Annotated in this window: 16 protein-coding genes; 12 read left to right on the top strand and 4 right to left on the bottom strand. The window is 51.9% G+C overall.

The features are described from left to right. Nucleotides 1–18 precede the first annotated feature (18 nt). The 3 genes from NM686_RS15075 to NM686_RS15065 are packed head-to-tail and all read right to left on the bottom strand — an operon-like array spanning nucleotide 19 to nucleotide 4744. Nucleotides 19–1017, bottom strand: coding sequence for a response regulator (locus tag NM686_RS15075; RefSeq protein WP_255188680.1), 999 nt, complete (start codon nucleotides 1015–1017; stop codon nucleotides 19–21). Continuing rightward, complete coding sequence (locus NM686_RS15070; protein WP_255188679.1) at nucleotides 1014–2876, bottom strand: response regulator; 1863 nt, start codon at nucleotides 2874–2876, stop codon at nucleotides 1014–1016. Before NM686_RS15070 ends, NM686_RS15075 begins: the two co-directional genes overlap by 4 nt. Beyond that, on the bottom strand, nucleotides 2873–4744 hold the full coding sequence (locus NM686_RS15065) for a response regulator (RefSeq protein WP_255188678.1): 1872 nt from the start codon (nucleotides 4742–4744) through the stop codon (nucleotides 2873–2875). The genes NM686_RS15070 and NM686_RS15065 overlap by 4 nt, the downstream gene beginning before the upstream one ends. Before the next feature lie 696 nt (nucleotides 4745–5440). Here NM686_RS15065 and NM686_RS15060 point away from each other — a divergent pair. Together NM686_RS15060 and NM686_RS15055 are read left to right on the top strand one after the other, a co-directional pair. Beyond that, the gene (locus tag NM686_RS15060) at nucleotides 5441–7306 is read left to right on the top strand and encodes a PAS domain-containing sensor histidine kinase (RefSeq protein WP_255188677.1); all 1866 of its coding nucleotides are present in this window, start codon (nucleotides 5441–5443) and stop codon (nucleotides 7304–7306) included. Next, nucleotides 7303–10632, top strand: coding sequence for an EAL domain-containing protein (locus NM686_RS15055; RefSeq protein ID WP_255188676.1), 3330 nt, complete (start codon nucleotides 7303–7305; stop codon nucleotides 10630–10632). The genes NM686_RS15060 and NM686_RS15055 overlap by 4 nt, the downstream gene beginning before the upstream one ends. 268 nt (nucleotides 10633–10900) lie before the next feature. Here NM686_RS15055 and NM686_RS15050 read toward each other — a convergent pair whose 3' ends face one another. Further along, nucleotides 10901–11803: a MerR family transcriptional regulator gene (locus NM686_RS15050; protein ID WP_255188675.1), complete on the bottom strand. Its 903-nt coding sequence runs from the start codon at nucleotides 11801–11803 to the stop codon at nucleotides 10901–10903. Between the two features lie 116 nt (nucleotides 11804–11919). On the opposite strand from NM686_RS15050, the gene NM686_RS15045 reads away from it, so the two are divergent. The 10 genes from NM686_RS15045 (at nucleotide 11920) to NM686_RS15000 (ending at nucleotide 21567) form a co-directional block, all read left to right on the top strand. Further along, nucleotides 11920–13164 carry a sigma-70 family RNA polymerase sigma factor gene (locus NM686_RS15045; protein ID WP_269021854.1) on the top strand — a complete coding sequence of 415 codons (1245 nt, stop codon included), beginning with the start codon at nucleotides 11920–11922 and terminating at the stop codon, nucleotides 13162–13164. Nucleotides 13165–13269: 105 nt separating this feature from the next. Beyond that, the gene (gene hflK, locus NM686_RS15040; protein WP_255188673.1) at nucleotides 13270–14430 is read left to right on the top strand and encodes an FtsH protease activity modulator HflK; all 1161 of its coding nucleotides are present in this window, start codon (nucleotides 13270–13272) and stop codon (nucleotides 14428–14430) included. After that, the gene (gene hflC / locus NM686_RS15035; protein ID WP_255188672.1) at nucleotides 14427–15293 is read left to right on the top strand and encodes a protease modulator HflC; all 867 of its coding nucleotides are present in this window, start codon (nucleotides 14427–14429) and stop codon (nucleotides 15291–15293) included. The genes hflK and hflC overlap by 4 nt, the downstream gene beginning before the upstream one ends. Before the next feature lie 17 nt (nucleotides 15294–15310). Further along, on the top strand, nucleotides 15311–17212 hold the full coding sequence (gene ftsH, locus NM686_RS15030; RefSeq protein WP_255188671.1) for an ATP-dependent zinc metalloprotease FtsH: 1902 nt from the start codon (nucleotides 15311–15313) through the stop codon (nucleotides 17210–17212). Nucleotides 17213–17597: 385 nt separating this feature from the next. Beyond that, nucleotides 17598–18017: a hypothetical protein gene (locus NM686_RS15025; protein ID WP_269021853.1), complete on the top strand. Its 420-nt coding sequence runs from the start codon at nucleotides 17598–17600 to the stop codon at nucleotides 18015–18017. 82 nt (nucleotides 18018–18099) lie between these two features. Beyond that, nucleotides 18100–18582: an SRPBCC family protein gene (locus tag NM686_RS15020; protein WP_269021852.1), complete on the top strand. Its 483-nt coding sequence runs from the start codon at nucleotides 18100–18102 to the stop codon at nucleotides 18580–18582. Nucleotides 18583–18619: 37 nt separating this feature from the next. Further along, entirely contained in the window at nucleotides 18620–19072 is a 453-nt protein-coding gene (locus NM686_RS15015; protein WP_255188667.1) for a PAS domain-containing protein, read from the top strand. A gap of 27 nt (nucleotides 19073–19099) precedes the next feature. After that, a complete protein-coding gene (locus NM686_RS15010; protein ID WP_255188666.1) occupies nucleotides 19100–19933 on the top strand; it encodes a sterol desaturase family protein in 834 nt (277 codons plus the stop codon). 39 nt (nucleotides 19934–19972) lie between these two features. Then, nucleotides 19973–20929 carry a protein-methionine-sulfoxide reductase catalytic subunit MsrP gene (msrP, locus tag NM686_RS15005; protein WP_255188665.1) on the top strand — a complete coding sequence of 319 codons (957 nt, stop codon included), beginning with the start codon at nucleotides 19973–19975 and terminating at the stop codon, nucleotides 20927–20929. Beyond that, nucleotides 20929–21567, top strand: a complete 639-nt coding sequence (locus NM686_RS15000; protein ID WP_255188664.1) for a protein-methionine-sulfoxide reductase heme-binding subunit MsrQ — start codon at nucleotides 20929–20931, stop codon at nucleotides 21565–21567. The genes msrP and NM686_RS15000 overlap by 1 nt, the downstream gene beginning before the upstream one ends. Nucleotides 21568–21766: the final 199 nt, after the last annotated feature.

Below are 21766 nucleotides of genomic sequence, written 5' to 3'. Positions count from 1 at the left end.
CCAGGCCGGCCGCCCGAGTTATAGCGGGTTTTGTTGGGGCAGGGTCTGCCAGATGCTGTTGATGTCGTTGGCCAGCGCCATCGGGTCGAAGGGTTTGGGAATCACGCCCAAGACGCCTTGGCGTTTGTAATCCTGGATTTCGTGGTTTTGAATCTTCGCGGTCATGAAGATGGCCGGCACGTTTTCCAGGCCCGGTTGTTCGCGCAGTTTTTCCAGGGTTTGTATGCCGGTCATGCCCGGTATCATCATGTCCAGCAGAAATAGATCGGGCCGAAAGTGCTGGGCTTTTTCCAGCGCCTGATAACCGTCGTCGCAGACTTCCAGCGTAAAGCCGCCGATCATTTCCATCGCCATTTTGGCGATTGTTTGAATGTCGACGTCGTCCTCGACATACAAAATTTTGCTGAGCTTGCCGGGACGACTGGACGTTTCGGGATGGACCGCATCATCGAAAACCAGTCGATGGCTTTTCAGTTCGTTGAGGTAATACCGGCGATTGAATTCCAGAATATGCGGAATCGTGCGGGTCGTCGCGCATACCGAACAGTTATAAAGCGGCAAGATGCCCTGGGTCCAATGACCATGCTGATTATCCACCAGTTCGAACACCGAGCGCTCCAGACAGGCGGGGCAACGCAATTCCGCGCCGGTCGGCATCGCTAGATGATGGGCCGCGATGTCTTCCAGTTGCTCACGCCGAGTGGCCTGATCGAGGGTTTGCTCGAGCAGGATTTTGACCCCAATCCTGAAAATGTCCTCTCCAATGGCTTTGCACCACCGCACTTCGCCATGCAGGCGCTCGCTGGGCTGGAATTGGTTTTCGACGATGATCAGGATGCGTTCGCCCACCGCCATGGCCTGCACCACGTCGAACGACAAACCGGAGAAACTCATGTCGTGGCAGACGGCTTGATAGATCTTGGCGCCCATGCCTTCGATGTAATCATCCTGCAGCGGCGAAAACATCAGATCTATACCCACGCACGGGTAGCGTGGCTGGCTTCTTTGCGAGGTCATTTGATTGCCGCTTTGATGGTTTGAATCAGCTTGATGTTGCTGGTGGCGGATTTGATCAGCGCGGCGCTGACCTGGCTGGCGATGTCCTGACCTACGTCTTGCGCGGAGAATATCACGACTTCGGTGCTGGGATGGCGATGCTTGATTTCCGGCAACAAGGTCAAGCCGCTGCCGTCGGGTAGGCCGACATCCAGCAGCACCAGATCGAAATGTCGCTGGCTGAGTTGATGGCGAGCCTCTTCCAGCGAATCGGCCGCGATCACGTCGGCGGTATCGGTCAGGATCAGTTCGACGATCTTGCGTACATCGGCTTCGTCCTCTACCTGTAAAATCAAGGGACGCTTGGAGCGGTTCTCCGCCGGAACGATGCCCTGGATGGCGTCTATCAGTTTTTGACTGTCGATCGGTTTTTGCAACCATTCGACGATGCCGCGATTGAGGTTGTCGCTATCCGGATGTTTCTTGTTTTCGGTGACGGAAATGACCACCACCGGCACGTCATCGCCGTTGCTTTGCAGTTCCTGTAAAAAATCCAGCCCCGATTGCCCTGGCAGAATGATGTCCAGGGTAATCGCGTGGTAATGGTTTTTTTGCAGTAATTGCTTGGCTTGCAGCGTATCGTAGGCGACCTCGCTGCTGAAGCCGGCATCCTGCAGGATGCGTTTGATCAAATGGGCGATGTCGGGATCGTCTTCGATGATCAGTACCGTGGCCCCCGCTTCCAGATCGAATTGCAATTGGTTGCCGAGGTCATTGATGGCTTGTAGCGGCAGATCGACGTGAAACGTGCTGCCGGCGTTTTCCGCGGTTTCCACGCTGATCTTGCCATGGTGCTTTTCGACGATGGCCTTGGCGATACTGAGGCCAAGCCCCGTGCCGCCGGTATGGCGCTTGTCGCTGCCATCGACTTGGGAAAATTTTTCGAACAGGCGCGGCAGGAAATGCGCCGGAATGCCGGGGCCATGATCGCGCACGCTGATTCTGGCAAAACCATGATGCTTGGACAAATCGACTTCCACGCTGCCGTTCTTCGGCGAGAATTTGGCGGCGTTGGACAACAAATTGTTGATGACCTGGATCAAGCGTTCGGGATCGGCATTGACCTGCAAGGGTTCGGTCGTGCCGACGAATTTGTACTGTATCTGATGTTCCACCGCGTAACTGCTGCAATCGGTGATGGCTTTTTCGATTACGTTGGCCAGGTCCTGTCGCTTGAAATCGAAGCGCAGATTGCCGGATTCGATTTTTTCGATATCGAGGATGTCGTTGATCAACAGCAACAGGCGCTCGGTATTGTTGGTGGCAATCGTCAACAGGCCGCTCATCTTGTCGGGCAAGGGGCCGCAAATACCGCTGTTGATCAAGCCCAGGGCGCCGCGAATCGAGGTCAACGGCGTGCGCAGTTCGTGGCTGACGGTCGAGATGAATTCGTTTTTCATCCGCTCGATTTTTTTGCGTTCGGTGATGTCCTTGATCAAGCCGGTAAACTGCAGTTCGCCGTCCTGCCACATTTCGCTGACCGCCAATTCGATCGGGAATGTGGTGCCGTCCTTGCGTTGCGCCATCACTTCGCGGTCGGTGCCGATGATATGGCGGCGGCCGGTGTTGATGTAGCGCGTCATGTACTTGTCGTGTTCGACGTTGTGCGGTTCCGGCATCAGGATGTTGATCTTTTGCCCTATCACTTCTTGCGCGCGATAGCCGAACACCGCCTCGGCCGCTTGGTTGAAGGTCTTGACGTAGCCTTGGCGATCGATCGTGATCAAGGCATCGCTCAAGGTATTCAATAAGGTGTGGTGGCGAATCTCCCAATCCTTGATTTGATGCTCGAGTTCTTGGATACGGTCTTCTGTTTTCATGGCTTGGTTTGTTCCGTCGCGGCGATGGGCAATTCTATCCAAAATTGCGAACCGACATTCAGTTCGCTGTACACGCCGATATGCCCAGACATCAAGCCTATCAGTTGGCTGCAAATCGACAGGCCGACTCCGGTTCCCTCGATAGTGCTGTTATGTACGCTAAAACGTTGGAATGCCTCGAAGGCGTAATCCAGGTTTTCAGGCGCAATGCCCATGCCGGTGTCAAAAACATTGATCCGCAACATGTCGTTGCAGCGGTATTGCAGATTGACCCATACCCGGCCATGGGGCTTGTTGTATTTGATCGCATTGGATAACAAGTTATTCAGGATTTGTCCGACGCGGCGGCGGTCGGCCTTGATCATGCGTGCCTCGTCGGTGGCAAAATCCCCCTGGACACGGATGCCGGCTTGCTGGCCGATGATCGCGGCATCGCTTAGGGCTTGCGTCAGCAATGGAATGATATCGAAGGTTTCGATATTGAGAGGGAGTTTCCCGCTGGCGATTTTGACCTGCTCCGATAAATCTTCCACGGTGTTCAGCAAGGTTTGGCCGCCGCGGATGATTTCGTTGACGAGATCCATTTGTTCGGCATTCAGCCGCTCGTCCATTTTCATCAGTTCGCTGAAGCCCAGTATGACGTGCAAGGGCGACTTCAGCTCATGCACCACATAGGTCAGAAAATCGGTTTGCGATTGGCGCAAGCGGTCCGAACGTTGTTTTTCCCGCTGGAGTTGCTCGTTGAGGGAGCGAACTTGATTCAGACGTCGCAACCGGGAGGCAATTTTTTTTAACAGATGTTCATGGGATTCGGTCTTGCGGATCAATTCGTCGCCGCCGCTGCTGAGGGCGAACAGTTCCTGATCGTTATCGGCGCCGGTGGTCAGAAACATGATCGGCATCAAGTTGTAGCAACAGCATTGCCGGATGATTTGCGCCAGTTCGATGCCGTTGCAACCGGGCATGTAAATGTCCAGAATCAAAAGGTCGGGCTTGAAGCTGGATAAGGTTTCGAACACGCGCAAAGGGTCCGTGAGCACCCTGGCCTGCATGCCCGCGCCTTCGATGACCTGGGCGATATAGTCGGCCGAGATGCTGTCGTCATCGACGATCATGATCTTGTGGCTCTTGGCGACTTTTAGATATTTTTCCACCGCGTTGACCAGCTCGTTATTCGCGATGGGCTTGACCAGATATTCGCTGCCGCCGGCGCGCAAGGCCGCGATACGAGAGAGCGTGTCCGACGCGGGGGATGTGAAGATGATGGGCGGAAAGTCAGCAATATGTTGCTTGAGGCGGGAAAACAGCGGCTCATCATTGCAGCCGGCTTCGATGAATTGGCTGTCGACGATGATCAGCGCGGGCAGGATCTGGCTTTTTTCAAGGAAATCGGCATAGGCGGCCAGGGAATGGCGAATATCGACACGATAGCCGTTTTCTTCCAAAACCGTCGCGATTGGGTTGGCTGTGGCGGCGCAGGGTTCGATCAAGCAAATCGTTTTTGCTTCCGTGTTCGGCGGCAGTCTTTTGTTGTCGCTCGCGGTGTCGGGGCTTGGGTAGGCCAAGTGTTCGTGTACGGCTTCTTCCAGTCGATGAAACAGGATGGCGATGATTTTTTGGTTTTCCTGTCTGTTTGGTTGCTGGTTTCGGCTGTATTGTATTTCGATATTACGGGCCAGTTCGCTGATGCGGTGTGCCTTGAAGGTGCCCGCCAAACCCGCTAGGCGATGCAAGGCCTCGCGGAGTGCCTCGCGTTGGCCCTTGCCGTCGAGTTGCTCCCGATACAGCGTTTGTATTTCCTGAAAACGCTCGGGCAAATCGGCGACAAATTTTTCCCGTAACTGTTCGAGTTGGTTATCAAATTGCATTGACTAAAATTTTTAGTGGGTGCCGGCCTGAAGCGAAACAATAAATCCAGTCATAAAGCCCAAGCATGGTTGGTTGTCGAGCTCTTGGGTTGAGTAAACGGCGGGATGGTATTGCAATTCGAAATTCCATACAAATTTTAATGCCTTGTGTCGCGGCCAGTAATTCTCATATTGACATGTTTTGTGTCGTCAAGGATAGGGGCAGCCTGGCGAAGACCGCCGTGAAAGCCTCATCGTCCTTGAGCCAAAAATCAGTCGAGGTGCGTGGGAGCCGCTGATATATGGTTCGACAGACTCTTCACGCATGGTTCCCACACGTCAATCCATTGGGTGAGCCTGTCAAAACCCCGTTCGCCCGGAGCCAGTCTAAGGGGTGGCGGATTTTTTGATAGTCTTGACTGCGTTTTTAGGTTGATGACGGTATCGCTGCCGTCGACATTTTCGAAAAGCCCCAGGCCCTTGTATTTTCTTTAAATTGAGACCGAGGTTCGATAATCAATGACCCAAATGCCTGGCGTTTTAATTTAAGATAACACCATGGTCAAAAATAACTTTCCTGTTTATTCCCGAGCTCCAACCCTCGTCCCGCGGGCGAGGGGGCAAAATGCGGTTGTTGTTTTTGATGAAGTCCTGAGGTCGTTTTTTAACCAAGTATCGTCGGTTCCAGTCTATGCCGCGCCTTTTTGAGAAGACGACATGATTTACAGCGATGAACTCTATGTGTTCAACGCCGAGAGTCTGAAAATTTGCTGGGTTAGTGCTCAAGCGGCTCGTGCCGTTGGGCATACGCGGCATGCCTTGCAAGAGCGCGCCATCTTCGAAGTTTTCCCCACGCTCACCAAGGCCAGGGTGGCGGATTTGCTGGCGGCTCTGCAGAACGATCCGTATTCCGGATTACGCCAGCAGAACTTGCAGCAAGGCAAAAATGGGACGCCTAGCACGGTTTTTCTGCATCTGGAGTCATTTTCCGATCAAGGCCATCGCTATGTGCATGCGCGTGTCGAGCATGTGGTCGCGCCCGATCAGGTGCATGAACATCAATTGCATCTCACGCGCTTCGTGATGGAAAACGTGTCTGTCGAGGTTTATTGGCTGGATCAATATGGCCACATCTATTATGCCAATCGTCAAGCATGCCAGGCGCTCGGTTACAGCCAGGCGGAATTGTTGCGGTTGAAGGTTGACGACATCGATCCGCTTTGCCCGATGTCGCGCTGGCAGCGTTATTGGACATCGCTCAAAAAGGAGGGATCGCTGTTTTTTGAAACATTGCATCGAGCCAAGGACGGTCGCGTTTTTCCGGTTAATGTGCTGGCCAATTTTTTGCGCATTGGCGAGTTTGAATACAGCGTGGCGTTTGCCCGCGATATCAGCAACAGAAAGCAGCTGGAAGCGCGGCTTGGCTCCTTGGTATCGGTGATCAATGTGATCATTTGGTCGACCAATGCCGAGTGGGAAGTTGATTATGTCTCGCCGCAGATCAAGGATTTGCTGGGATTGTCCCCCGAACTCTTCATCGGATACAAACTGCTGGAGATTTTTCGGTCCGAGCGCGTGCATCGGGATGACAGGACAGCCCTGGTCGCCGGTGTTGAACGCTTGCGTCAGGGTGAAGACGCGGTGCGCAATATCGAGCTTAGGCTCGAGAATGCCCAGGGAGCGTGGCAATGGCTGGCGCTGAATATGTCGGTGGTCAGGGATGCGAACGGCCGCGTGCAGCAGGTGGTGGGGTCTTCGCACGACATCAGCCTGCAAAAGCAGGAAGAAGCGCGATTGCTCGATTTGAATGCCGAACTGGATATTCGGGTGCGGCAGGAACTCGCCAAAAATCAGAAAAACGATATGTTGCTACAGCAACAATCGCGTTTGGTGGCAATGGGGGAAATGATAGGCAATATTGCCCATCAATGGCGGCAACCCTTGAATGCCCTGGCGATCATTCTGTTGAACGTGGAAGACGCCTTGGCGCATGGCGAGATCAATACCCGCGACATGCAGCAAGCCTTGCAGCGCTCGCAACAGATTCTGGCGGACATGTCGCGCACGATCGACGACTTTCGCGGTTTTTTCAACAATAACAAACTGCTGATGGATATTGCGCTGGGCGATTTGGTCAAGACCAATTTGCGCTTGCTGGAAGCGAGCATGGTTTACCATCACATTGCTTTGACGCTGCTGAATGGAGATTGTCCGGCGAGGGCGATGGTGCATTCTGGCGAACTGTCGCAAGTCTTGCTGTGCCTGATCAACAACGCCAAGGAGCAAATACTGGCCAACGACGTGCGGGAGGGCGAGATCACGGTGCGGCTCGAGCAGACGGACGACTATGCCGTCATCGACATCTGTGACAATGCCGGCGGCATCGCCGAAGAACACCTGTCCAGGGTATTCGATACTTATTTCACCACCAAACCCGAAGGACTAGGCCTGGGTTTGTACATCAGTAATCTCAGCATTCAACAGACCATGCACGGCCATATCGAAGTCAAGAACTGGCAGAAAGGCGCTAAATTCAGCGTATTTATTCCGAAACTGAGCACAAGCGGGAGCGTTTGCCGATGAATATGCCGCAAATGTCTGTAACGCCGGATTTCTCGGTGGCAGATTTGACCATATTGTGCGCCGAGGACGTCAAGGAAGCCCGTCAGCTATTGGCGATTTATTTACGGAGGCAGGGCGCCAGAGTGCTGGAGGCCGAAAATGGCGAACAAGCCTTGCAGCTTTATCGTCAGCACCACCCCGATATCATTATTTCCGACATACGCATGCCCATCATGGATGGTTTTGGCATGTCCAAGGTCATAAGGATGCAGGATGGCGACACCCCGATCATCTTTCTATCCGCGCACTCGGAAGTCGAATTGTTGCAGGATGCCATCAGTTTGGGGGCGACCCAGTACATCGTCAAACCGATCAGCTTTGACAAACTCAAGCAAGCCCTGGGATTGGCGCTTGAAAAACTCAACGTCAAGCGCTTGCGCGACGGCGCGATGAGTCATCTGCAAGAAGCGGTTTCGGTTTATCAGCATGAGCAGCAGCGCCTGCAGCAATACGTGACCCAGCTGGTTGGGGTGGATCAGAGTAGGCACGCCCATGTATTCAGCAAGTCGAAACAAAATATAAGCGGGGATTTGTATTGCATCGAGGAGACTGAAAACGGTTTGTACGTCATGCTGGCCGATGGCATGGGGCATGGACTGACGGCGATATTGCCGGCGCTGGATTTGCCCAGGCGTTTTCGTGAATTGGCGGCGCGCGAATTCAGCCTGCCCAGGATTGCCGATGAGCTGAACCAAATTCTCTACCACCGTGGCGTGCGCGAGCATTTCGTGGCGATGACGTTGTTATGCATGGATACCAGGCAGCAGCGCATGGAAGTCATCAATTGCGGAAACCCGCCGTTGCTGGTCTATTCGCGCGATGGACGGCGATTGCATGCATTTCCTTCCAATCACTTGTCCATGGGGATAGTCCCCGGCGACGAATTTTGTCCCGAGTTGCAGGTTTATCGCTGCGAGGAAGCTGCCCGTGTGTATCTGTATAGCGATGGCTTGCCGGAAATTCTGGATTGCGGCGCCGCTCCCGTCGGCATGGAGCATTGCCTGCATCTGATGACGCAACTGCAGGGCAATGATTTGCTGGAAGCCGTGGCGGCTCTGCTGGCGCGGGTGCCGAATGAGTGGCACCACGATGATGTCACCTTGCTGGAATTGCTGTTCGAACCCTGCGCGGCGATCGACGATACGCAAGCCGACCGGCAAAAACTTTCCCTGACGGGCGCTCCCTCGCCGCATCAGGAGGATGGCGAATCGCTGAAATGGTTATCGGTGCTTTATGTCGAAGATGATGCCGATGCGTTGGAGCATCTTGCCAAATATTTGCATCGGCGCATCGGCGCCTTGCATACGGCGACCACTGCCGAGCAAGGCGTGCAATTGTTTGAACGCTATCGGCCGCAACTGGTGATTTCCGATATGGTCCTGCCGGGCATCGACGGTTTGCGGATGATAGAAAAAATACGCGCCATCGACCCGCAAGTGCCGGTCATTTTGATTAGCGGTATCAGCAGCTGGCAGACCCAGGTGCCGCGTGTCCAAAGTTTGGTCAACATGCAAATCAATCAATTTTTGACCAAGCCGCTGGATGGCGAGAAGTTGATGAGCGCGATTCGACAGTGCGTCCGGCATAGCGAATATCTGGACAAACTGAAATTGTCGTCGTCAGTATTCATGACGTCGCCGCTGGCGATTACGATCACCGATAAAAATTGCAACTTCGTCAGTGTCAATCCGGCCTTCACGCACATTACCGGCTATACCGCCGCCGAGGTGCTGGGCGCCAATCCGAGAATTTTGAGTTCCGGCAAGCATGATGGCGAGTTCTATCGACAAATGTGGGCCGAACTGAACGAGCGGGGCCGCTGGTCGGGGGAGATTTGGAATCGGCACAAAAACGGCGAGTTGTTCCTGGAATGGATCAACATCAGCGTGATCCGCGATGAAAATGGTGAAATCTGTAACTATGCCTCGGTTTTTGCCGACATCACGCAGCGCATCGTTGCCGAAGAAAGAATGCGCCACTTGGCGCATCACGATTGCCTGACCAATCTGCCGAATCGCTTGCTGTTGAACGACAGGCTGAATCAAGCCATTTTGCAGGCGCAGCGCGATCACACCATGCTGGCGGTGATTTATCTGGATATCGATCATTTCAAGAATATCAACGATACGCTGGGTCATGGCGCGGGCGACGATTTGATCCTCAGTGTCGCGCAATCCCTGCAAGCCGTGGTGCGCGAGGTCGATACGGTCAGTCGTTTGGGCGGCGATGAATTCGCGATTTTGTTGCCCGATGTCGGTTGCCCGCAAATGGCGGCCCGCTTGGTGGCCAAGATTTTTAACGCCGGCAGTAAAACCTATCAGATTGCCGATCGCGAATTACGCATCACGTTGAGCATGGGTGTCAGTCTGTTTCCGCGAGACGGCGAAAATCCCGCCACCTTGTTGAAGCACGCCGATAGCGCCATGTATTTGGCCAAGAAGGAAGGGCGCAACAACTTCCAGTTTTTTGACGAAATGCTGGAAAATCAGACCGAGCGTTATATGCTGATACAGCACGGTTTACATAACGCCTTGAAACGCGGCGAATTGGTCATTCATTACCAGCCCAAGTTCGCGCTCGATGAAAAACGCATCGTCGGCGCGGAAGCCTTGCTGCGCTGGTTTAGCCCGGAACTGGGCTCGGTGTCGCCGGCGGAATTCATTTCGATAGCCGAGGAAACCGGTTTCATCGTGGACATTGGTTGCTGGTTGATCGAGCGGGTTTGCGAGACCCTGGTCAAGTGGCAATCCCAGGGTGCCCCTTTGGCGCCAGTCGCGATCAACGTGTCACCGATTCAATTTCACCGCGGCAATCTGCATGAAACGTTAAAACATGCCATCAAGCGCCATCGCATCGATCCGGGCTTGATTCAAATCGAGTTGACCGAAGGCGTGGTGATGAACAGGGAGCAAAGCACCGTCGAGTTATTACGGTCGATCAAGAAACTGGGGGTGTCGATTTCGATCGACGATTTCGGCACCGGTTATTCCAGCTTGAGCTATCTGCGGCATTTGCCAATCGACGAAATCAAGATCGATCGTTCCTTCATCATGGAAATCACCGACGAAAAAAGCCTGCTGGATACGCGCTTGACCGCCATACCACTGGCCGTTATCGATCTGGCGAAAAACTTGAACATCAAATTGGTCGCCGAGGGTGTTGAAACAGCGGTGCAGGGCAACTTTTTGCTACGCAATGGTTGCAATGTCATTCAAGGTTATTTGTTCAGCAGGCCGGTGGATGAAGAGGCCATGCTGGCGCTATGGCAACAATCACGACATCCTTGAGTCGCGGCTGCAGCGAGTGAATCAGTAACGAAGTTACGCCTATCTGCTCAAAGCGCGCAAGCCGGGAAGATTTGCACCAAAGCAATCGCACTCCCCCGCGTGGTTTGGAGCGAAAAAACTTGAGCTTTTTCCAAGTGTCCCGGTGCTTTGCCAAAAATGGCTTTCAGAGAAAGCGACTGCCCCCCATGCCAATCTCCTCCCGGCGGGAGAAGAAACTGTCTAGCATTACCGATTGACAGGCAACCGCGGTTTGCGAAGTCCGCGGTCATCATTTAAGCAAATGCTGTTGTTGGGCTTTGGCGTGGAATTGGTCGATGTCACTGATCAATTCGCAACAAGTGCCTTTGTTTTTGGGGCTTTGATGCCATTGTTCGGCACCGGCGCCGGCCAGCCAGATTTTGGTTTCGCTGGTTCGGGCAAAATCCAGCAGCCGATCGAGTTCCAGCAGGGTTTGCAACTCTGGCGGATTTTTCACCATGCCAATCACAATGACATCCGGCTTCAAATGCCGGCTGGCATCGATGATGTCCTTGCTCGGTAAGTCGGCGCCGACATAGTAGCAGGTATATTGCTGCGCCGCGGCAACCAGGCAACCCAGCAAAATGCCAAACTCATGCGGCTCGCCACTGGGCGTGGCAAACAACATCGATGGATTGTGTTTGGAGGGTCTATGCAGATTGTTCACCATCGTCAGCACGATGCGTTTCACGCAGCTGGAAAACATGTGCTCCTGCGCGATATTTATTTTCTCCTCATGCCAGAGTTGGCCGACTGAATGCAGGGCCGGCAGCAAAACATCCCTGGCGTAATCCAAGGGCTCGTAAACCAATAAGGCCCGCTTCAACAATTGCTCGCAGCGTTCGATACGGTATTGCCGCAGCGCATCGATGATTTGATTGAACAAATTCGACGGCTGCGTGTCGTTTGTATCTGCCGATTGATTTTGAAATTCCCGTAGCTGCTCGCAAGTCAAATGGGCGATTTTGCTGATGGCGTGACCCTCGCGAGTCAATTTCACCAATAGCTTCAATTTCTCCAGATCGGCTTGTGAATAAGAACGGCGCCCGCTGTCATTGCGCTTGGGGCTGATGCAGTCATAACGCCGCTCCCAAGCTCTCAGGGTTTCCGCGGTCAGGCCGGTTAATGACGTAATGGCTTTGATTGAGTACATGGTTGTTTATGTTTTGTACAAAAAATTATTTGACAAAAATTCTACAGAATTGTATTGTCGCTGCCAACTTAATTAATTCAACCGGGTAAATACTGATGTCAGAACTATGCGAAACAGTGAAACAATCAGCAAGTCTTGCCAGTGAGTCCGAACCCGTGATGCTGGCGTCCCGTATGGAGCAAGCGCGCCGGCAGTTGTCGGAAATACTGTTGCAAAACAATCATGTAGCCAATCATATTGCCAGGCAATTATTGGCGGACCTGCGCAAGGGCGTTGATTATTCCGACATTTTGCTGGTCAAAAATAGCGATGGCTACAAGCAGTCGTTGCATGGCTTTCTGGCGGAATTCGAGCAATGCGAGGAAGTCTTCCAGGATTTGTACGCGGATTATGCAGCGACCGGTAGCGGCAATGTTGTACAACATCGTGATTTTGTACAAGTTGAAAATGCACAAAGCCGAGAAGCCGGCGGGATTTCGGCGCGCGCTCATCAGCTCATGCATGGTCTGCATTTTTTGCCGGTGTATCTGTTGGAGGTCAGCGAACGGATACAGAACAAATTGGGTCAAGCGGGCGCGCTCGATCCCGTCTATAAAACCAAATTGCAATGCGGCCGCTTTGAACTCAAACACTGGCGGCAGGAAATGATCGCCAATAACACGGGTTTGGTGGCCTTTGTGGCGCATAAATACAAGACCACCACCTTGACGTTCGACGATTTGATGCAGGAAGGCATGGTCGGCTTGATCAAGGCGGTGGATCGATTCGATCCGGAACGCGGCAATTGTTTTTCCACCTATGCGATTTTCTGGATCAAGCAAGCGATTTCCAGGCTCATCGTCAAGCAGGACAAGGTCGTGCCTTTGCCGGTGGCGCTGGCGGAAAAGTCGTCCCCGGTGTTTGAAGCGATGCGCCTGAGTTACTTGAAACATGAACGTTGGCCGACCTTGGCGGAATTGAAGGCCTGCTGTGATTTATCGGAACAAGAGATCAAGACCATCAGCAGTTACTATCAAGCGACCTATGTGCAAGATGCCAGTAACGATGAGGAGGACGACGGCATGTCGGTGATGGAAAAAATGCAGCAGCGGCAATTCACGCAACCTTTGGGGGAGTTGATCGAAACGGACCTGGTAAGCTACATGAGCAAAGCCGTGGCCAGCTTGCCGGAAAAGCAGGCCACCATCCTGGCGATGCGGTTTGGTCTCAAAAATCACACAGAAATGACTTTGCAAGCCGTGGCTGATCAGTTACAAGTGACTCGGGAGCGAGTCAGACAAATACAAAATGAGGCTTTACAAAAATTAAGACAACAATTTGGCTTTGATCTGATGCTGTTTTTGGAACCAAACGATACTTGATTGATCTGTATTCTGTTTTTATCAAGCTACTAAATGTCGTTGGCTTTTGACAAAAATAACAAGTAAGGTCCCGATCAGGCCAACTATGAACCAAGAGGAGTGATTATGTCTTCAGAAAACCACAACGCCGATAAACAAACACCGCCGCCGGATTGGAAAATGGAATTCGAGAAACAATGGAAGGATATTTCGCATAAAGCGGTGCATTTTTACCACGAACATGAAAACCTGTTTTCGTTATCCAAAGTGGGCGGTTTTTTTGGAGGCGCGCTGGCATTGGGTTGGCTGATCAGTGGTGTTTACATCATAGACCAGGGCAATAGAGGGGTCGTGACCCGCTTTGGCGCCTATGTCGACACCACGATGCCGGGGCCGCACTGGCATATTCCGCTGCCCGTCGAAGCGGTCAATGTGGTCAATGTCGAGCAACAACGCTTCATCGAAGTCGGCTACGGCGACGGTGGACGCCTGAGTAAATCCACGGCCGCCCCTCAGGAATCCTTGATGCTGACGAAGGATGAAAACATCATCGCCGTGCGACTGGCCGTGCAGTATCAAATCAACAATGCCAGAGACTATTTGTTCAACGTCAAGAACAACGAAAACACCCTGAAACAACTCACAGAAAGCGTGTTGCGCGGCGTGATTGGCCGCAACAACATGGACTTCGTGCTGACCGAAGGCCGCAGCCAGATCGTCGCCGAAATCAAGGAAGAAATTCAGCAAGCCATGGACGATTACCAGGCCGGCATCAGCGTGGCCAGCGTGAATCTGCAGGATGCGCAGCCACCCGAGGAAGTGCAGGGCGCCTTCGAGGACGCCATTCGCGCCCGCGAGGACAAGCAGCGCCTGATCAATGAAGCCGAGGCCTACAGCAACGAAGTCATTCCGAAAGCGCGCGGTGCGGCCTCGCGTATTCTGCAAGAAGCCGAAGCTTATTCGGCCGAAAAAGTCGCCAAAGCCAAGGGTGAAACCGAACGTTTCGATCAGTTGTTGGTGGAATACGAAAAAAATCCCGCGATTACGCGCAAGCGCTTGTATCTGGAAGCCAAGGAAAAACTCTACGCCTCGACCAACAAAGTGATCCTGGATACCGACCAACCGCCGGCGATATACATGCCGTTGCAACAAATGCCGGCTCCACAAGCACAAACAAGCCCGGCAGCCAGCGAGCCGAATGTGAGTGTAGAGCCGCAACAGGTGGAAAAAAACAACGTGCGCAAAATTTCGACCAGCGAATTGCGTCCTAGCAGGAGCAAACAATGAACAACAAATCCATGATTCTATTCCCGGCCGCCGGTTTGACGGCCCTGGTACTGGCTTCGATGTCGGTGTTTCATGTCAACGAGCACGAAAGAGCCATTCTGTTTCGTCTTGGGGAAATCGTCACAACCGATTTGAAACCGGGACTCCATTTTAAGACCCCCATCATCAATAACGTCAGTACGTTTGATGCGCGCGTGCTGACCTTGGACGCCAAGTCCGAGCGTTTTCTTACCTCCGAAAAGAAGAACGTTATTGTTGACTCGTTCGTCAAGTGGCGAATCGGTGATGTGGGTCTTTTTTACACCACGGTCGGTGGCGACGAATTCCAGGCCAATCTGCGCCTCGACCAGATCATGAAGGACGCGATGCGCAGCGAATTTGGCGTCCGCACCATCAAGCAGCTGATTTCGGAAGATCGCAGCGAATTGCGCAACACCTTGCTGGAAAAGTTGGCGCCGGCGGCGGAGAAATTCGGTATCGAATTGGTCGATATCCGCATCAAACGCATAGACCTGCCGCAGGAAGTCAGTAGTTCCGTGTATCAGCGCATGCGCGCCGAACGGGAGCGGGTGGCCAGAGAGTTCCGTTCGCAAGGCGCCGAAAGCGCTGAATTGATCAGCGCGGAAGCCGACAAGCAAAAACAGGTGATCGTGGCCAACGCGCAGCGGGAAGCGGAAAACGTTCGCGGCCGTGGCGATGCGGAATCCGCGGAGATTTACGCCAAGAGCTTCGGCAAAAACCCGGAGTTCTATGCCTTCTACCGCAGCCTGCAGGCCTATCAAGCCTCATTTGAGAAAACCCAGGATACCTTGGTGTTGAAGCCAAATTCCGATTTTTTCAAATATTTCTCCAGCGAAAAGTGAGTTAGGGGAATACAGTCATGAAGAAATTCTTGTTTCTCGCAGTGATATTGGTGGCGGTTGTCATCGCGGTGTCTTCGATATTCAATCGCTCGATGCCGCAATACGATCCGCATTACGAAATCTCTTATTCCGATTTCATCGAAGACGTGCGCAACAGAGTGGTGACCGAAGTCGTGATCGACGGCAATTTTGTCGATGGCAAGCGCAACAACGGTACCCGCTTTTCCACTTACAACCCCAACGACATGCGCATGATCGACGAGTTGCTGGAGTACGACGTCAAGATCAAGGTCGAAAAACCGCAGCCGCCTTCCACCTTGATGAATATCTTCATTTCGTGGGCGCCGACCTTGTTGTTGATCGCCGTGCTGGTCTATTTCATGCGCAAGCAAGCCATGATGGCGGGCGGCCGCGATGGCCAGATGGGCTTTGGTAAAAGCCGCGCCAAACTGATGGAAGAAGATCAGGTCAAAATCCGCTTCAAGGACGTGGCCGGCTGTGAAGAAGCCAAGCAAGACGTGGTCGAAATGGTCGATTTCCTGAAAGACCCCGGCAAATACGAAGCCCTGGGTGGCAAGATTCCGCGCGGCGTATTGATGGTGGGGCCTCCCGGCACAGGAAAGACCCTGCTGGCAAAGGCGATTGCCGGCGAAGCAGGGGTGCCGTTCTTCTCGATTTCCGGTTCCGATTTCGTCGAAATGTTCGTCGGTGTCGGCGCCTCGCGGGTGAGGGACATGTTCGAACAAGCCAAAAAACGCGCGCCCTGCATCATATTCATCGACGAGATCGATGCCGTGGGCAGGCAACGCGGCGGCGCCGGTATGGGCGGCGGTAATGAGGAGCGCGAGCAAACCCTGAACCAGTTGCTGGTCGAAATGGACGGTTTCAGTGGCAGCGAGGGCATCATCGTCATCGCCGCGACCAACCGTGCCGATATTCTGGACAAGGCGCTATTGCGTCCGGGCCGCTTCGATCGCCAGGTTCAAGTAAGTTTGCCGGACATCAAAGGCCGCGAACAGATCCTGAAAGTCCATGGCGACCGGGTGCCCTTGGCGGCCGATGTCAGTTTGACCGATCTGGCGCGCGGTACGCCGGGGTTCTCCGGCGCGGAATTGGCCAATCTGATCAACGAAGGCGCCTTGTTTGCCGCTCGCAACAACAAACGCGAAGTGACGATGAACGACCTGGACAAGGCGCGCGACAAAATGATCATGGGTGCCGAAAAACGCACGATGATCATGAGCAAGGAAGATTTGCTGATGACAGCCTATCACGAAGCCGGTCACGCCATCGTCGGACGCCTGGTACCCGAGCATGATCCCGTTTACAAGGTCAGCATCATGCCGCGCGGCGGCGCGCTGGGCATCACGATGTTCCTGCCTGAACGCGACCAATACAGCGCCAGCAAGGACAAGCTGGAAAGCCAGATCGCCAGCCTGTTCGGTGGCCGGGTCGCCGAGGAGATCATCTATGGCAAGAACAAAGTCACCACGGGAGCCTCGAACGACATCATGCGTGCCACCCAACTGGCGAGAAACATGGTGACCAAATGGGGCCTGTCCGATCGCCTGGGTCCGATGGACTACGGCGATAGCGAAGGCGGTTATATGGGGCCGCAGTCCAAACCGATGTCGGAAAAGATGGCTCAAACCATAGACGAAGAAATACGCGCGGTGATCGATAGCAATTACAAACGTGCGGAAACGATATTGAAAGACCATATCGAGATTCTGCACAACATGGCGGACGCCCTATTGGATTGGGAAACGATCGATAAGTACCAAATCGATGAACTGATGCAAGGACGCATGATCGATCCGCCGCAACCCGAACCTGAGCTTGAAGTTGTTGCAACTGAAATAGAGCTCGATGACGCCGATGGACAAGCCATTTCAACGGACTCTGTCCTGACGTCATAATTGTCCTCCTCTATGTGCCCTCCCAATGCAGTACTTCGGGAGGGTATCTTTTTGAGGCTACTTAATTTTAGGCGTGGCAACCGTTCATTCCGAGCCCTTCGGGTTTGCGCAGGAGAGATTTTTCGACAGCCCTGTGGTTCATGGTTCGACAAGTTCACCACGAATGGCTCCTTGGAATAACTGTTCCTGTTTAAGTTGGAAACCCTTCTTCAATTGAAGTTTCCCAGTTTTTTTGCCAGCGACGTATAAAGGGAAACGAATTAAAGTGGGGTTTGCTATACAAGCGGCAAAACCAGCAATAAATGACTGACCAACACCAACTATGCAAGGTAGGCTGGTCAAGAATTGGGAAACTTCAGCTTTTTCAAAACAAGAGGTATAAACAATGAATACCCGCTCGCTATCCAATTTGTCCCTATATCTGCTGCGCTTGCTATTGCAAGTCAATTTCAATGCATCCGTGTTGTTCGTGTTGATTGTCAGCGTGTTTTCCATGGCGGGTAGTGAATTGTTTTTCGAAAATTCCGAGGATTTATATGGGCCGCTGGCAAATAATCTGCGCTTTGTTTTGCTGTATTTATGCTTGATGCAATTGGCGGTATATGGTTTCTATCAGTTCAAGAACAACTACGCCGGGGTTGTGTGTTTAGGCGCTTTTTTACTACTATTGATTGCGTCCCTGGAGTTTTATGGTTCGGTCAATCAGATAGAAATCGATCCGAATTACCAAGCATTGTTTTTATATGCCGGTTTATCTCATTTGTTGTATGGCGGGTTGTGTATTCTAAGAAAAAGCGACGGCTAGATTTGGCAAGGATTATCAATATCAGATAAAAGCGGTACTCTCAGGTCAACACGTTCATTTGAATCAACTTCGGGGAATTGGCATGCAGATTAAGTTACCTTTTGATACAAACAAGCCCGTCTCGGGCGAGGCCCGTGTAGAAATCGATAAGCCGATAGCAGAAGTCTTTTCATTCGTAGGCGAACACTTCTTTGAAAACTACCCGAAATGGGCGGAAGAAATCGTCGAATTTGAACCGCTGGATGGTGGGGATGTATTCGTCGGCGCGAAGGCAAAACAAGTACGCAAGGACAATAATACCGAAATAGAATCGGTGTTCGAGATTGCCGATTATCAGCCCGAGCAAAAATTGGTTTTGAGGGGAGTTACTCAACCCTACAGACAAAGTTACTTGCTGGAAGCCGCCGAGCATAAAAAACCCACCTCTCTAACGTTCCGTTTTGAATTACTGGAGCTGGAAGTATTCATGCGTCCATTCGAAAAGCTGATTCGCTATGCGATCGAAGATGGCGCGGAAAATACGGTCGAAAATATAAAAAACTTAATTGCCGCAGAATGCAATTAACCATAACAACATCAATACCAGGGCTTGGAGTTTAATCATGGCTTTTATTGTCGAAAAAGATTCTGGAATCATTCCGCAAGTGTTGTCCGCTATCCTGGACGAATGCGTCAACGGCGTAACCTTGGCCGATCCGGATTTGGACGATGCACCGATTATTTATGCCAATAAAGCGTTCGAACGTCTGACAGGCTATTCTCAAGAAGATATCATTGGGCATAATTGCCGCTTTCTGCAAGGTGACGATAGGGATCAGCCCGCCCGCTTTCAAATCGCCGAAGCAATGAAGAATCACGAAGCGGTTGAAGTGACATTAAGAAATTACAAAAAAGACGGTACCTTATTTCATAATCATCTGAAAATCATACCTTTGTTTGATAAAAAACAGCGCGTTATCTATTATTTGGGCGTTCAATACGATATTACCAACCAAGTCAATGCGGATAATGAAATCAAAACGCTGACCGAGCTGCTGAATGCCAGCCCAAAATAATCAATAGCGAATTTCCTGGAGTGGGTTATGGGGACGAACGAAGCGAGTAGTCACAGTGGCATGCTGTTCAACCAGACCTTTTTTGGTCTGGCTATTTTTGCGTTCATTCTGTTGCTGGTCATCGAGAAATACAAACCTTATCGAAATTTCCCTCCAAAAATCTACAAGGAATCCGTCGTTACCAATACAACGGCTTTTCTCATCAACAACATCATTTTGGCGATACTCCGGGCCTCCTCGCTATTTTTGGTCGCGCAGCAGTTTTCTTATCTCGGGCTATTGAGCGGTTTGGAAAATGGCCCGCTGAAATGGATACTGGCTTTCGCGTTTTTTGATTTTGCCATTTATGCCTGGCATGTCGCCGGCCATAAATACGAATGGTTGTGGCGTTTTCACAAGGTTCATCATAGCGATAAAAGCTTCAATGTATCGACGGGTTTCCGCTTTCACGTCTTCGATTTGCTATTGGAAATCGTCTATAAATGTATTTTCGTCGTCGTGATAGGCGTGGATGCTTATCTGGTATTGTCAATCGAAATCATAGAATTATTTTTCATATTCTTTCACCATGCCAATATCCGCGTGCCGCATGAAGAAACGATTTCGAAATATATCATTACACCTTATTTGCACCGCACCCATCATTCAACCCTGAGAATAGAGCACGACAGTAATTATGGGATTGTACTGGCGTTTTGGGATCGTATTTTCGGCACGCGGAAAGAATTGGTTCCGGCAAATATAGGCCTGGATTTGATCGAAGCGGAAAACTTTATTCAGTTATTTTCATTGGCATTCATTACCGAACGCAAGATCAGACAGTTACTGGGTTTGATTCCTAAAGGCAAGAAAAAACCTTGATCTTGTTATTGCGCACGCGATAAACCTGGGTGACACGAAATGATCATAAAAACGCAAAAAACAATTCCGGCTAGTGAAATTACCGACCCATTGGTTTTTCAGCAGCGGCGCAAAATCATCAAGGCCATGGCGGCATCGCTGCTATTGCCTTCGGTGGGTTCAGCGGTTCTAGCGGCAAATGCCCAGCAGCGCTGGCCGTCCTTGAAAAAGAGTGAGCTTAGCGGCGACTTAGGCCCTGTCACGCCGGACAACGTCGTTAAAAATTACACGAATTACTATGAATTTTCCTTTAACAAGGAAGATGCCACCGAATTGGCGCAGCAGCTTAATACGGATAATTGGGACGTCGAAATTTCCGGCGAGGTTGAACAGCCCGGAAAATATCATCTGGAAGACATTCTCAAGCAGCAGACGCTACAAGAATACATTTATCGTTTCCGCTGTGTGGAAGCCTGGTCCATGGTGGTTCCCTGGGTCGGTTTTCCGCTGGCCGACCTGCTCAAATCGGTAAAGCCTCTGTCCAATGCGAAATACGTCAAATTCACCACGTTGTATCAGCCCGAGACCATGCCGAAACAGCGGATCAAGGCGATGCTGGACTGGCCGTATGTCGAGGCCTTGCGCATCGACGAGGCCATGCATCCTCTGACGATATTGGCCGTCGGCATGTACGGCGAAGTTATGCCCAAACAAAATGGCGCGCCATTGCGTTTGGTCGTGCCCTGGAAATATGGTTTTAAAAGTATCAAGGCGATCGTCAAAATCGAATTGTTGAAACGGGCGCCGATGACCAGCTGGAATGCATTTGCGCCCAGTGAATACGGTTTTTATGCCAACGTCAATCCATCGGTGCCGCACCCGCGCTGGAGTCAAGCCAGCGAGCGGCAATTGGGCAGCGGTTTTTTTACGCCGCGCCGGCAGACGGAATTGTTCAACGGTTACGGCGAGCAGGTCGCTTCGTTGTACAGCGACATGGATCTGAGGCATTTTTTCTGATGTTGATTCGAATCGACAATCCCTGGATAGTCGCCTCCATTGCGTGTCTGTTGCCGCTGTTTTGGTTGTTGTTTCAAGTCGTCAACAACCAACTTGGCGCCAATCCCATAGAAGCGATACATATTCGAACCGGCGATTGGGCGCTGCGTTTTTTATGCATCACGCTGGCCATCACGCCGATTCAAACCGTCACCAAATGGCGCGGCATGACAGATTACCGGCAGATGTTCGGGCTGTACGCCTTTTTTTATGCCACTTTGCATGTGCTGGGTTATGTGTTCGTCGATCATGGCGGCGTCTGGGCGGCGATAGTCAATGACATCGTGCAAAGCCCCTATGTCTGGTTCGGGGTGGTGGCTTATATCATCGTGTTGTTGCTGGCCATCACTTCGCCGACTTACGCGAAAAAAAGGCTAGGCAAAAACTGGAAGAAACTGCATCGATTCATCTATTACGCCGCCGCCGCCGCGATCATTCATTATTTTTGGCAACTCAAGGGCAATCTGTTCCAGCCCTTGTTTTACCTCACTATCATCGCTTTTCTACTGGGTTTCCGGGTCGCGGTATGGTTCAAGAATCGGCAGTTGCATAAATTGATGATTCCAAGGGGGCGAAAAAGCGCCGTGAATGATCGTTAAGCTGCGAGCTAAGGAATGAACATGAAATAACCTATGCAAGTATTCGGTGCAGGTGCGGATTTATCCGCACAGGGCGAATGAATTAGCACCTACCAGTGTCGAGCTTATTTCAAAAGGAGACGGTCGTAAAAGGTAAAAGTGCTGGCACCGTGCGGCAACAGTTAAAGCTATTGCGCTCCCGAGTTTCGACGGGAGTGAA

This window comes from Methylomonas rapida (genome assembly GCF_024360925.2).
GTDB lineage: Bacteria > Pseudomonadota > Gammaproteobacteria > Methylococcales > Methylomonadaceae > Methylomonas > Methylomonas rapida.
The sequence above is the reverse complement of the archived record's forward strand: the minus strand, read 5'-3'. Positions and strand labels throughout refer to the sequence as shown.